We start from the raw sequence: 13,835 nt of genomic DNA on the forward strand, positions 1-13,835 counted from the left end.
AAAGAAAGACGCTAACGACTTCTCACAAGGTCAATTTCAAGATGAACGTCAAAAACTCTTTAACATTCAGCATAATGGTGAATTAACAGAACAGGAAAAATGGCGCGCCATTGACAAGGTTAAGGGGTTAACTTTAGGCTCTACTGAGAAACAAGCGTTGGCTGATAAACAGGCCGAGCACGATAAAAAAATAAGAGATCAAGCAAGACAAGAAGCACTTGCTGAACTCCGAAAGGGGTTTGGAAATAATGCCTAAAACAATTAGAGAACTTGCTGATGAGTTTGGTGTATCAAAACAAGCCATTAGGGAAAAAACTAGATGCAAACTTGAGTTGTTGTTAATTCGGGATATTTGCTGTTAAAGCAACATTCATTGGTGGCAACAACCAGAACCAAGTCAATTATAGTTTAGCTTGAAGATTGATACCTAGTTTAAAAAACGACAATAACACCAATCGACAACCAAGTTTAAGCTTTGCTTGTCGATTGGTGTTATTGTCGTTTTTAACTTATAATTTAAGGCGGATTAATTAGGTGGTGAAACTATTGGGCAAGACTATTCGACAACTTTCAGAAGAATTGAAATTATCAAAACAAGCTATTAATCAACGCATTAATAGTATTAATGGCTTTCGAAGCAAACACACTTATAAAGTCAAAAACCATCTAGAAATAGACAATCAAGGCGTTAAAATGCTTGCTAACTTTGGCAAGCAAAAACGGCAAGACCGACAACCAAATCAGCAAGATAAAAACGACAAGAATGACAAGATTGATCACATCTTGCTGAAACAACTTGATGTTAAAGATCAACAAATTGCAAATTTACAACAAGCCTTAGACCAGCAACAAAAATTACAGATAGCAACGGTAACAGAAAACCATCGATTAAAAGAGCACATTCGGAAATTGAGTGGATTGCTTGAACCTTCTAGTGCAACTCAACAGCAACAATCAAACGACAAGGACGATACCTTGTCGAATAGTATTAATGCCATTCATGACAATGCTGAAAACGACAAGCAAGATCAAAGTCATATTGTCGATGAAAAGAAAAAAAGAATACATAAAAATAAAGCCAATAATAGTTGGTGGCATTTCTGGTAAAAATTAAAAAGGTGGATTAAGCATGAAAATAGAGCCTAAGATAATGTCTCAAGTCAAAAGTATTTTAGGAAAGTTTGGAAACAAGTATTTAACTAGTAAGGGTTCTCTAAAACGGAATAATGTAATTAATGATCTGGATAAATTCGATCATGAGCTGATGACAAAGCTATTTAAAGATCCTTTAATACATAAAAATTATGTAGAAAAAATTGCTGACGCCGAAGTATTTAAACTTAATCAATTTATTGAGATGTTTGAATATAAAGAATTTTGGGAAGATAGTTATACCAAATTTACAAATAAAATTGGTTTAACAGCTAATGGAAAATTTATTGATGAATCTGCTGATGTTGTTCTGGATTTTCCATTTAAAGATACTATTTTAAAAGCTGGTATGACCAAAGAAGATCTAGATAAAGATGAATCTGTTGATGAGCCTTTTTTTAATGAAACTATTGCTAAGCCTGAAATTGATGAGTTGTTGGAGTCTAAAGTATTAGTTAATGCAAAGCGTTATGACAAAGACGGTGAACATGCAACGAACAATATTAGTAATCGAGATAATTTAATTATTAAAGGAAACAACCTAATTGCATTAGAAAGTATAAAAGAACCGGTTGCTGGAAAAGTTAAACTCATTTTTTTAGATCCTCCTTATAACACAGGACATGATTTCCAATATAATGATAAGTTCAACCATTCTTCCTGGTTAACTTTTTTTAAGAATAGAATTCAATTAGCAAAAAAATTGTTGTCTAGTGATGGAAGCTTATGGGTAATATTAGATAATTCTGAAATATATTACGCCAAAGTCTTATTAGATGAAATATTTGGAAGAGAAAACTTTGTGTCAGATATTGTTTGGGTCAACAATAAACAGAGTAAAGGCTATGGAAATGAAATATCATTACATCACAATATTATTTTAGTTTATCGAAAAACGTCAATGTTTAAAATTAATTTATTACCAAGGACAAAGGAGAATAATAAAAATTATCGAAATCCTGATAATGATCCTAAGGGACCTTGGCGTCCTTCAGATGTTCGTAATTCGTTATGGCGTCCAAATCTTCAATATGACATAACTACTCCTGAAGGTAATGTTATTAAGTATCCAAAAAATGGATGGAGATTCAGTAAGGAGACTTTTGAGTCTGAACTTAAAACTGGAAAGATTAAATTCAGTGACGATTATAAACGAGTGATTCGAAAAATTTATTTAGCTGATCAAAAAGGCCGTGTTGTTGAATCTGTTTGGCTAACTACAGATGCTGGATCAACACGAGAAGCAAACGGAGAAATTAAAGCTATGTTTGGCACTAATGTTTTTGGAACGCCTAAGCCAGAAAAACTTCTTCAAAAAATTATTCAAATTGGAACTAAAAAAGGTGATTTAGTACTAGATTTCTTTATGGGGTCAGCTACTACACAAGCTGTTTCGATGAAAATGCATCGTCGCTTCATCGGAATTGAACAAATGGATTATGTCAATACTGTCTCCGTTCCGCGCCTTAAGAAAGTAATTAATGGTGAACAAGGTGGAATTTCTAAAGATGCTGACTGGCATGGTGGTGGCTCTTTTGTTTATGCAGAGTTGATGGAAAAGAATCAAGGTTACCTAAAGGATCTGCTAGCAGCTAAAGATATAAATGAATTAGATGCTGTATATAAACGCATGAAAGCGGGAGCAGATTTCGACTTTCGAGTGGATCTTGATAAATATGAAAATGATGCAGAACGTAAAGCTTTACCTTTTGAAGAACAAAAGCAGTTATTAGTTAAATTATTGGATAAGAATCAACTTTACTACAACTTCAATAATATCGATGATGCCGATGTTCGTGACCTGATTTCCGATAAGGATTATCAATTTAATCAAAGCTTCTATGGAAAGAGGGACCAAACTAATGGCTAAAAAAAAAGTTATGCGCAAAATTGAGCTCCCACTGGTCGATTTATTGGAAAACAAACGTAAGATTGATCTTCTTAGTAATGAAAAGCCCTTTATTATTCCAGAATATATTAAAGGTAATTTAAAGCACCAATTACGACCTTACCAAAATCAAGCTTTAGTTAATCTAGACTGGACACAGCGACAGCCATTAGCTGATTACCAATATAATCAATTACTTTTTAATATGGCCACTGGTAGTGGTAAAACAGACGTTTTAGCTGCCCTGATCTTGTATTTGTATACTGAATTTACTTATCATAACTTTCTTTTTGTGGTAAATACAAATGCTGTGGTGGCTAAGACTTATGACAATTTATTAAATACTGCTTCACCTAAATATCTTTTTTCCCAACCTTTGACTATCCATGGTCAAAGAATCGAGCTTCGCTCAGTAACTCGGTTTCCTAGTACACCAGAAGATGGTGTGATCTATTTAAGATTAGCAACTATCCAAACTTTAGCTAATGAGTTAAATACACCACGGGAAAATGGCTTAACTTATGGCGATTTAGAGAAACAGAAGTTGATTATTCTAGCTGATGAAGCGCATCATTTTTCTGCTGGTACTAAAAGTAAAGAGGACCAAAAAGAACGTTCCTGGGAATATGTCCTGGATCGTATTCGTCAAGCTAATAAACATAATCGTCAATTCGAGTTTACTGCAACTCTAGATTTACAAAATGAAGCGATTTATCAAAAATATCGTCAAAAGATTGTTTATAGATACGATTTAAGCCGTTTTATTCACCAAGGATATTCTAAACGGGTATATCGATTACAAGCAAATAACGACGATGAGAACAAAATGCTGAATGCTGTTTTGCTTAGCCAGTATCGTAAGCGAATTGCCAATGAATTAAAAATACCTGACTTTAAACCGGTAATCTTGTTTAAGTCTAATAAAATTGCGGTTTCTAAAGATGCTCGAACAACTTTTTTAAGCATGATCTCACAGTTGAATATAACGGACCTAACCGATTTTCTTAAACATCAACAAAACACTAGCCATAGTCAAGCATTGAAACAAGCTTATGATTACTGGTTATCGCAAGATTTGGGTACTGCAATTGTTGAATTAAAACGTGACTTTCAGGCTATGAATACTATTAATGTTAACGATAGTGCCAAAGAAGGAATTTTAGGCGATTTAAATGACTTGCATAATCTAAATACCTTGGAAAGTTCTGACAATCCCTTTCGGGTTATTTTTGCCGTCGTTAAGTTAAGTGAGGGCTGGGACGTTTTAAACCTTTATGATATTGTGCGGATTGGTGAACAATCCACTACCTTGAACCAAACAAACAGTGAAGCTCAGTTGATTGGTCGAGGAGCACGCTACAATCCTTTTGTTTATCAAGGCGAAAACTCTTATACACGTCGTTTTGACAACCAGAATCCTAAATATCAGTTATTAGAGAGTCTTTATTACCACACTATCAATGATCCTAAGTACCTAGATAACCTTAAGAAGTCACTTGATAAGATGGACCTACCCGTTGAAGATGATAGTGATTTTGATGTTTTTGAAACTAATGTTAAACGGGCCTTTAAAAACTCTAAAGTTTATCAACAAGGTAATCTTTACTACAACGAAGTTGAACCTGTACCAGATAAAGAATTTAATTGTCTTGACCGTTATGGGGTTAATACCACCACAATGGCTGAAGTCAATTTGGTAGAGAGCACTTGGGAAACAAATTATAATGCTGTTGCTATTGAGAAAGATCCTTTAACAGAAACTAGATTTTTGTTTAAGTTTCGAGATGCCGTAATCTTAGTTAAAAAAGCCTTCTCACGTAATAAGTTCTATCGGTTTAACTCTCTGAAGCAATATATTCCTACTTTGAATTCTTTAAATGAATTTATGACAGCTGATAATTGGTTGGGAAATATTCGTTTGTATGCTCGTGTCAGCAATGGTTCACCAGCCTTAAATCGTAAGCAGCAACTTAAAGCAGTTGAACAATATTTAACTTTTGTTCAAAAACAGATTATCAATAACTATCAAAGACAACGCGGTACTAAGCGCTTTATTCCAGTTCCTATAAAATCCTTAATTAGGGACTACCAAAAGAAAGTTGCCAAACATTTTAATAAATCAGTTAGTGAAATGATCTTACCCTACTCAATGAAAAATAAACCTTGGTTTGTTTTTGAAGAAGCCATTGTTGATAAGCTGGAGAAGTCTTTAGTTGACTTAATCGGCGCTTTTGTTGACCGATTAAGTCAAAAATATAGTCAAATTTATTTATTTAGAAATGATGAACGCAATACTAATTTCAAGCTACATCAATTTAAAGGTCAGACAACTCATTATGCCGGGTTCATGCCTGATTTTATCCTCTATTTACAGAATAAAGATTTTTGTTATCAAATTTATATTGAGCCTAAGGGACCCCAATTGCTTGATCAGGATCAGTGGAAACAAGAACTCTTAGAAAGTATTCGTCCTGAAAATATTGAACTTGTTGGTGAGAATGATCAAGTTAAGCTTTATGGTGTTAAATTCTTTACTTACAACGATGGCAGAAATGTTGAGCAAGAAATAGAAAATTTACCGTAGAATTGTGAGGTGATTGTATATTGGAAGATGAAAGTTATTCAATTTTAAGTCAAAGAGCTATTATAGATTTACTTATACAAGGAGACATATTCCCCTATATGACTGGATCTAAAATTCAAGATATAGGAATAAAATTTGGAGTAAGTTACGAGGAAGGTAGTCGCTGGCAAATTTTACAATCAATACTTTTTTCGTTACACGAAAATGGGAAAACTAGTGATTTCTTTTACTACTATCTGTTTAAAATGGACATTACTTCTGCTGTTAGAAAAGTGATTGATGAAAATATCAGTGCTAAACCGAAATACACAAAAGTAGAAGAAATAGTAGAAGAATCAGAACAAAACAATAAAGCGATTGCTAATATATTGAGAACAGATTTAATTAATAGGATCAACTTAGAACTATCAGTGTCCGACAAAAAATTAATTGTTCTCAATGAGAAAATAGCCATTATTGATTCTAAAGAAACCCCCAAAGTACTTGTTGACCCTGCCGAAATCGTGAATATTGGTTATGTCAAAAAAATTCTCAACAATGCTAAAGAAGATTTATTAAATAATGATTTAGACAGCGTAGTAACTAAATCTAGAACAGTAATTGAAACAGTATTCATAGCAATATTACGTAAGCATCAGATCGATTTTAAAGAAAATGGAGATATTAGTCATTATAGATCTCTAGTTAATAAAACATTGGGCATGAAACCTGACAATAGGTGGGATAAAAATGTTTCTTCTCTAATTAGTGGTCTTAATAAAATCGTTGATTCTATAACTACCATGCGAAATATTAATAGTGATTCCCATGGTAGCTCTAATAGGGTGAAAATCAATGAAGCTGAAGCTGAACTAATTTTAAATTCTGCCGTTAATATTTCTGTATACTATCTAAGAGTGGATGGAAGAAAAGGAAAAAATAGTGTTAATATTACGAAAACATCCTAATAATGAAATTTAAAGTTTTTTGATTCAGTGTTTAGGGTCTATAAGTTCCAAATAGACCCTCAAAATCATTGTTAAAATAGCCCCCAATATCTATAATGTAGATGTTGGGGGCTATTTGTTTTTATATGGTATAAATAACTTCTCTTATTCGTCATTTTTTCGATACCTTTTGGAACGATTTTGACCAGGAAATAAACGATCATGCGATCCGACTCGAATGCCAATTAAGACTAGTTCATCTTTATCAATCGTATAAACCACCAGGACATCGTTAGTTTCGCTTGGTGTTTTGTTTTTCGGGGTATCTTCGTAAGTGATAAAGGATGGCATTGAATACGTCATAAAGATCATAACGACGCGGTCTTGTATGCTTGCGGAAGTTTTCTAAATCAGGTTGTATTAATGCAAATTGCGCTCGAGAAATATTGCTTGGATAATCTGGCATGACAAACTCCTCAGTCGGTTTTCCACAATTCTACCAGATTCAGCAGATACTAGACAGGTTCTAAGAGGCATTTCACCATACTAACAAGAAAACCAAAAATTCCCAGATCATTAATTTAACATATCGTATCAAACCACGCCTGGAATATTATCTAGGCGTTTTTTTAATGTCATGGTATTTCCTGGCAGAAAGGTTGCATTATTGTGACTACAGTTGTAAACTAATAAGTGTTAAGAGGCTACAAACGTAAACTTAGAATTCAATTAATGGAGGAAGCCAATTGGAGGATGCAAAGAATGTAACCATCACCGATTCTGAATGGATGGTTATGAGAGCAATTTGGACAATGGGACATGCGACTAGTCGTGAACTAATCGATGCTATGAACGAATTAGAAGGCTGGTCAGCTTCAACAACCAAAACGCTACTTCACAGGTTGATTCAAAAACAGGCGGTTGCGCAGCATGGCGGCAGTCGACCATTCACGTATAAGCCGGTTGTTGGCGAGAAGGAATCAATGGCGGCAGCGGCAGATGATTTGTTTGACCATATGTGTGCGATGCGGGCTGGTTCAACAATTGCCGGCGTTATTCAGTCAAGGGAACTCTCACGGGCGGATATTGCGAACTTACAGGCGATTCTAGCTGAAAAGGCCAAAACAGCGCCCGAGGAAGTTCAGTGTAACTGCTTGCCAGGTGATCAAACGTGTTAAGACTGTGGTGTTCTGTTTACTTTTAGGATTGCTGCACAAAAATCCAGAATCTGGGATTTCTGATGGCGGAAACTTATGAATTTTTGTCGTAATTCTCATTCATATAGTGGCATGGTGCTCCGCAAAGCAGAAGCCTAAATATAAGAACCTGGTGGAAAAATCCCGAGCCCGGGGATTTCCACACAAGGAACTTATATTCCGGCTTCTAACCGCTTTGCTACGCACACTTATTTTTAGGGGGTCGATAATCATGGCAAATAAAGAGGACCATATGAACATGAAAAACATGAGTGCTAAGAATATGGAAAATAATGAATCAAATATGAGTCATATGGATCATGATGACATGAAAATGGATCACGATATGACCGAAACGGATCATAATCAAATGAACATGGACCACGATATGGCCGAAATGGATCATGGTCAAATGAACATGGATCACGAAACTATGAATATGAGTGGGATGAATCACGGTGATATGGATATGGCTGGGACCGACATGATGATGCACGGTGGCTCAATGATGCATATGGGGAATTTGAAAGTTAAATTTTGGGTCTCCGTTGTCTTAGCGATTCCAGTTTTACTGTTAGCACCAATCATGGGTTTAAACGTTTCCATCCTTAGTTTCAGTTCACCGCTAATTGTTGGCATTATCATCGTTTTGTTTGATACAGCACTTTACTTTTATGGCGGAATGCCATTTTTAAAGGGGGCTAAAGCGGAAATTCAGAATAAATCTCCTGAAATGATGACGCTAGTAACCCTTGGAATTTCCGTTTCGTATTTCTACAGTTTGTACGCATTTATTGCCAACAACTTCTTGAACCCGGCAAATCATGTAATGGATTTTTCGTTCGAACTTGCAACCCTGATTTTAATTATGCTTCTAGGACACTGGATTGAAATGAATGCATTGATGGGGGCTGGGGCTGCCTTACAAAAGATGGCGGCCCTGTTGCCTAAGACGGCCCATCTAGTTACAGATAATGGTGAAACAAAAGAAGTTCCAGTATCTGATTTAAAAGTTGGTCAAGTTTTCCAAGTGCGTTCAGGTGAGAGTATTCCAGCCGATGGTGTTATTACGGCTGGGGAGTCGACCGTGAATGAAGCACTGGTAACCGGTGAATCTGCTGCCGTTACCAAGAACGTTGGCGATAAGGTCATTGGTGGTGCAACTAACAATAACGGGACGCTAACGGTTAAAATTAGTGGTACTGGTGACTCCGGCTATCTTTCTCAAGTAATGAAAATGGTTCAAAATGCCCAGCAAGCTAAATCTAAAGCAGAAGATAAAGCTGATTTAGTTGCCAAGTATCTATTTTACGCGGCATTTGGTGTTGGGATTATTGCTTTCTTTGCCTGGTTACCCCAGGGATTGGCGACTGCAATGACGATCATGGTGACCGTCTTCGTGATTGCTTGCCCGCATGCATTAGGATTAGCGATTCCATTAGTGGTTTCTCGTTCTACTACGATTGGCGCTCAAAATGGGCTATTAGTTCGAAATCGCCAAGCCATTGAAGCAAGTCAACATGTTAGCCACGTTCTCTTGGATAAAACTGGCACGTTAACAGAAGGTAAATTTACGGTGAATGCATTGATTCCAAATGATGGGATTGACGAAACAACGTTATTAAGCCGACTGGCCGCCCTTGAAAATAATTCGACTCATCCGCTGGCCCAAGCAATCATTACTGAAGCCCAAGCGAAGGACATTGAAGTCGTTGCGGCTGAAAAGTCTCAAAATATTCCGGGCGTTGGTATTTCCGGTAATGTTGATGGCACTGACTATACGATTGTTAATGGTAACTATTTAACGAAGCAAGGGATCAGGTTTGACGAGGCCGCTGCTGATAAATGGGCTGCTAAGGGTAATTCCGTCAGCTTCCTATTGCAGGGCACCCAAGTTCAAGGAATGGTTGCTGAAGGCGACACCATCAAAGCGGGTGCTAAGGAATTAATTAGTGGTCTTCAGAGGCGAGAAATTACCCCCGTAATGCTCACTGGCGATAATCCAAAAGCCGCGGAACACGTTGCTAACTTACTAGGATTGACTGAATTCCATGCAGGCCTATTACCAGATGATAAACAAAAGATTATTGCTGATTATCAAGCAAAGGGCAATCACGTCATCATGGTTGGTGACGGCGTAAATGACGCACCAAGTCTTGCCGCGGCCGATATTGGAATTGCAATTGGCGCCGGAACCGATGTTGCCATTGATTCCGCTGATGTTGTGTTGGTTAAATCAGAACCCAGCGATATTTTACATTTTCTTGATTTGGCTAAAATCACAAATCGGAAAATGGTTCAAAATCTCTGGTGGGGAGCAGGCTACAATATTGTCGCAATTCCACTCGCTGCCGGTGTGTTGTCATTTATTGGAATCATTCTAGACCCAGCCGTTGGTGCTGCGGTCATGGCGATGTCGACAATTATCGTGGCAATTAATGCGATGGGATTGACTGGTGAAAAGATTAAAAACGTGTAATTAAGTGATGACAAAAAGAGGAGAAAGATCAGCTGGTAGTCTGGTCTTTCTCCTCTTTATGATCATCATGTTAATTACTTATCTGGTTGCTCAGTTAATTTCGCCAATTTTTGATGCAGCCTAATGTCATATTGCCTGGTAATTGGCATTAACACCGCGACCACCCCGCAAATGGCAGCACCGATTCCTGCAATCACAAATAGGCGTTCAATGCCAATCACATCAGCTAGGGGACCGGCAAAAATTAAGCCAATTGGTCCAGCTAGATTCAACAAAGAATTCAAAACGCCTAGAATCTGCCCTAACTCTTCTGCTGGATAACTTTGTTGAATCATTGCCATTAAAAGCGTTGTAAAAAATGGGGGTCGCAATTCCTTCAATGATGTTTAAAGCTGCGAACCATAAAAATCCGGTTTGGTTACCTGGCAAAATGCCGCTAATACCGATTGGAATGCCAACCAGGAAAAACGCGATGATTACGGGCGTCATCCGGTCCTGCCACTTACCAAAGAGGCCAATGATAGTGCCGCCGATTAGCATGCTAGTTGAATAAATGGCTTCAATTAAGCCAGCCTGACTAACGGTTCCCTGAAAGTATTTCATGGTCATGAGTGGATACATGCTGGCAGCAGGCATGTAGGTTAGTGTGAAGACGGCGCCGATCAACGTAATGTACCACAAGCCCTTGTTGTTCGTAAGTTGTTTGATCCCCAAGCGGGTGTTGTGGAGCACATGCATTGGCTGATCAATTTTTTCATTGTTAGGAATTTGAACCCACGTTAAAATACAAATCCCAATGATGGCCCCAAGTACGTCTAACAGAATCAAGTACTCGATGGGGATAAACGCAAATAAAAACGCGCCCAGTGCTGGGGCAATAATCATATTCGCGGATTGCACCATTCCCAGTTAGCCGTTCATACGGGTAATTTCTTTGTCTGGCACCATTGTGGGCATTACCGATTGAATCGTTGGCATCTGGAAGGTTTGCGCACAAGACCGCATCAGTAATGAAATAAAAATGAGCCAAAGTGGAAATACATGAAAGACCGTTCCGGATACGGAAAGAATAATAGCGAAACAGGCAGCAAAAACGTCCGGGAAAATTAGGAGGCCTTTTTTGTTCCACCGATCAACCATAGGACCAACAAACGGACTAAGAATCACCATTGGCAGCATTCCTAAAATAGTAGCAATGCTCAATACCGTTGCTGAACCGGTTTTCTTGGTCAAATACCAAATAGTGGCTGCCTTCTTGATTATCAAATAATTTTTCACCACTTCTATAAGCGGCGCTGGCAATGGCACTGCATCCTTTACCAGCACTAATTATAAAATTGCCCCTAAAAAGCATTGAAAGAATAACCCCTAATATCTATAATGTAGATGTTGGGGGCTATTTGTTTTTATATGGTACAAATGACTTCTTTTATTCGTCATTTTTTCGATACCTTTTGGAACGATTTTGACCAGGAAATAAACGATCATGCGATCCGACTCGAATGCCAATTAAGACTAGTTCATCTTTATCAATCGTATAAACCACCAGGACATCGTTAGTTTCGCTTGGTATTTTGTTTTTCGGGGTATCTCGTAAGTGAAATTCATTATACCTGCTCATTCGCCGATTAAGTTCATGATCCTCAAATTCTGGTGGTAATTGTTGTTGCTCAAGCAACAGGTCAATGGCTGCTCGAACTTCATCAATAATAGATTTGTCTAAACTGGCTAACCGTTTTAGATCAGCATTAAAGGTTGCACGTGGTTTAAATCTTAGTTTTTTCATTATTTAAACTGACCCCAATAATCATCATCTGGTTCAACAATTTCATCGTCAGGTAAGACATGGCGTTTAATTAACTGATCACGTGCAATTGCATATTCTAACGAACCTTCTTTAGCTTTTAATGCTCTTTCTAACCAGTCCATTTTTTCTTGTGAAACGATGGCTACTGCGCGACTATTTGAACGAGCAATATAAACGGTTTCGTCTTCGTCATTAACTTGATCTAAATATTTTTTTAGGTTAGCGCGAAAATCGCTCTGTGTTAATGCTAATGTCATATTTACCACCCTTTCATTGTACTTAATATTGTACTTTAATTTGTACTAAAAATCAATTTTTTAAGGAGCTAAAACTATGCAACAAGTTGTCTTACCCATCAAAGATTCAAACGTTCTCAAAGAGGTGCAAGATACCTTACTCAACAACTTTAAAGCTGGCCGGCGTAACTATACAGTTTTTCAAGTTGGCAAAGCTACGCTACTGCGAGTGAGTGATGTCATGCGCTTAAAACAAACCGATATTTTTAATCCGGACGGTTCTATTAAACAAAATGCGTTTATTCACGACCGAAAAACTGGTAAACCGAATACCTTGTACCTTAAACCTGTTCAAACAGAGCTCTTATTGTACCGTCAATGGCTAATTGATCATCAGCTGAATTCTGAATGGCTCTTTCCTTCCATTCAACACCCAGAACGCCATATTACGGAAAAACAGTTCTACAAAATCATGAGCAAGGTTGGCGATCTGTTAGGAATTAATTATCTAGGGACCCATACGATGCGTAAAACCGGGGCTTATCGCGTTTACACGCAATCAAATTATAATATTGGCTTAGTCATGAATTTGCTAAATCATTCCAGTGAAGCAATGACTTTAGCTTATTTAGGCTTAGACCAGGCTAGTACTGAAACGATGCTGGATAAAATTGATTTTGGTTAGGAGGCTGGCTTTATGGATTTAGATTTTAAATCAAACAAGTATGATCTGTTTGATGATTGGCATCAAAACAAGACTAAACAAGAGTTTACACAAAAGTTGCAACAACAAGCTCAAATTGAAAAAACACACCTGCCAAAATTATTGTCGCGTGAAGATTTAAAAATTCGTTGGCAGATGAACTCTCGTCAAAGTGTTCATCAAGTTGCTAGTAAGCCTGATTTTCCGCAACCCGTTTTTGCTTTTAATCATGGTAAGACGCCACTTTACTTAGCAACTGAAATTCAAATTTTTGAAATTAATCACCCCTGGGTGATAACTCCCAGTGCTCGTCTTGCTTATAGTCATTGGATCCTTCGCAATGTGATTGATCAATCTTGATATTCAGCTCTAGGTTTTTGAGGGTTTACTATAGGTTTTTTATAGTTGGCGCTAGCCTTCTAATACAAATAATACCCATCGAAATGGGTATTAAATCTACCCTTGACAAGTGTCAAGGGTGTAAGTGCGTATTGACCTTGTTTCACTCGGTCTGCTGATAGCTATTAAATCAGGTTTCCCGTTATTGAATTGAATACATTTTTAATTCAATATATGCGTCCAAATCAACTAAATTTGCTATGCTTTAAATACTTAAAAACTATTACAGATTCCGCTATTTTCAATTCGAATTTTTTAATTGTCTTTTACAGAGATTCTTTATAAACTTAACAACAAAATTTGAATAACTAACTGTAAGAGCTGCGTATCTAAACTGAAGTCATTATTTTAATGTTAGGAGTAATTAAGATGGACGAAAAAAAAGTACTAAAACCCATTGATGAAATGCTTGCTGATCCTTGGCAAGTTGATATTCAAGAATTGTTTGAAGCTTCTGTCAATGAA

10 protein-coding genes and 4 pseudogenes are annotated in these 13,835 nt (G+C 37.1%); 9 read left to right on the forward strand and 5 right to left on the reverse strand.

The window, feature by feature from the left end:
- The 5 genes and pseudogenes from EKM61_RS09710 to EKM61_RS09735 form a co-directional block, all read left to right on the forward strand.
- Positions 1 to 256 (forward strand): annotated as a pseudogene (locus EKM61_RS09710) (replication initiation protein); the annotation flags it as partial.
- Between the two features lie 290 nt (positions 257 to 546).
- Positions 547 to 1,107, forward strand: coding sequence for a DUF536 domain-containing protein (locus tag EKM61_RS09720; RefSeq protein WP_068377523.1), 561 nt, complete (start codon positions 547 to 549; stop codon positions 1,105 to 1,107).
- Between the two features lie 22 nt (positions 1,108 to 1,129).
- The gene (locus tag EKM61_RS09725; RefSeq protein ID WP_068377520.1) at positions 1,130 to 3,022 is read left to right on the forward strand and encodes a site-specific DNA-methyltransferase; all 1,893 of its coding nucleotides are present in this window, start codon (positions 1,130 to 1,132) and stop codon (positions 3,020 to 3,022) included.
- Complete coding sequence (locus tag EKM61_RS09730) at positions 3,015 to 5,624, forward strand: DEAD/DEAH box helicase family protein (protein WP_068377517.1); 2,610 nt, start codon at positions 3,015 to 3,017, stop codon at positions 5,622 to 5,624. The genes EKM61_RS09725 and EKM61_RS09730 overlap by 8 nt, the downstream gene beginning before the upstream one ends.
- A 20-nt stretch (positions 5,625 to 5,644) precedes the next feature.
- A complete protein-coding gene (locus EKM61_RS09735) occupies positions 5,645 to 6,571 on the forward strand; it encodes an abortive infection family protein (protein ID WP_068377534.1) in 927 nt (308 codons plus the stop codon).
- A 144-nt stretch (positions 6,572 to 6,715) separates the two neighbouring features.
- Here EKM61_RS09735 and EKM61_RS09740 read toward each other — a convergent pair.
- Both EKM61_RS09740 and EKM61_RS12160 read right to left on the reverse strand, forming a co-directional pair.
- Positions 6,716 to 6,887, reverse strand: a pseudogene (locus EKM61_RS09740) (type II toxin-antitoxin system YafQ family toxin); the annotation flags it as partial.
- Positions 6,879 to 7,016, reverse strand: a pseudogene (locus EKM61_RS12160) (IS5/IS1182 family transposase); the annotation flags it as partial. The pseudogenes EKM61_RS09740 and EKM61_RS12160, both read right to left, overlap by 9 nt.
- A gap of 280 nt (positions 7,017 to 7,296) precedes the next feature.
- Here EKM61_RS12160 and EKM61_RS09745 point away from each other — a divergent pair.
- Both EKM61_RS09745 and EKM61_RS09750 read left to right on the forward strand, forming a co-directional pair.
- Positions 7,297 to 7,728, forward strand: a complete 432-nt coding sequence (locus EKM61_RS09745; RefSeq protein WP_014386889.1) for a CopY/TcrY family copper transport repressor — start codon at positions 7,297 to 7,299, stop codon at positions 7,726 to 7,728.
- 250 nt (positions 7,729 to 7,978) lie between these two features.
- On the forward strand, positions 7,979 to 10,225 hold the full coding sequence (locus EKM61_RS09750; RefSeq protein WP_068377530.1) for a heavy metal translocating P-type ATPase: 2,247 nt from the start codon (positions 7,979 to 7,981) through the stop codon (positions 10,223 to 10,225).
- Positions 10,226 to 10,299: 74 nt separating this feature from the next.
- Here EKM61_RS09750 and EKM61_RS09755 read toward each other — a convergent pair.
- From EKM61_RS09755 to EKM61_RS09765, 3 genes and pseudogenes are all read right to left on the reverse strand, one after another.
- Positions 10,300 to 11,512, reverse strand: a pseudogene (locus EKM61_RS09755) (MFS transporter).
- Between the two features lie 142 nt (positions 11,513 to 11,654).
- Positions 11,655 to 12,011 (reverse strand): type II toxin-antitoxin system YafQ family toxin, encoded by a 357-nt coding sequence (locus EKM61_RS09760; RefSeq protein WP_068377528.1) that lies wholly within the window; start codon positions 12,009 to 12,011, stop codon positions 11,655 to 11,657.
- Entirely contained in the window at positions 12,011 to 12,289 is a 279-nt protein-coding gene (locus EKM61_RS09765; protein WP_060678116.1) for a type II toxin-antitoxin system Phd/YefM family antitoxin, read from the reverse strand. The genes EKM61_RS09760 and EKM61_RS09765 overlap by 1 nt, the downstream gene beginning before the upstream one ends.
- A 76-nt stretch (positions 12,290 to 12,365) precedes the next feature.
- On the opposite strand from EKM61_RS09765, the gene EKM61_RS09770 reads away from it, so the two are divergent.
- A complete protein-coding gene (locus tag EKM61_RS09770) occupies positions 12,366 to 12,953 on the forward strand; it encodes a site-specific integrase (protein WP_068377526.1) in 588 nt (195 codons plus the stop codon).
- Positions 12,954 to 12,965: 12 nt separating this feature from the next.
- Complete coding sequence (locus tag EKM61_RS09775) at positions 12,966 to 13,331, forward strand: hypothetical protein (protein ID WP_068226382.1); 366 nt, start codon at positions 12,966 to 12,968, stop codon at positions 13,329 to 13,331.
- Positions 13,332 to 13,835: the final 504 nt, after the last annotated feature.

It is taken from the genome of Loigolactobacillus backii (assembly GCF_003946275.1).
Classification (GTDB): Bacteria; Bacillota; Bacilli; order Lactobacillales; family Lactobacillaceae; genus Loigolactobacillus; species Loigolactobacillus backii.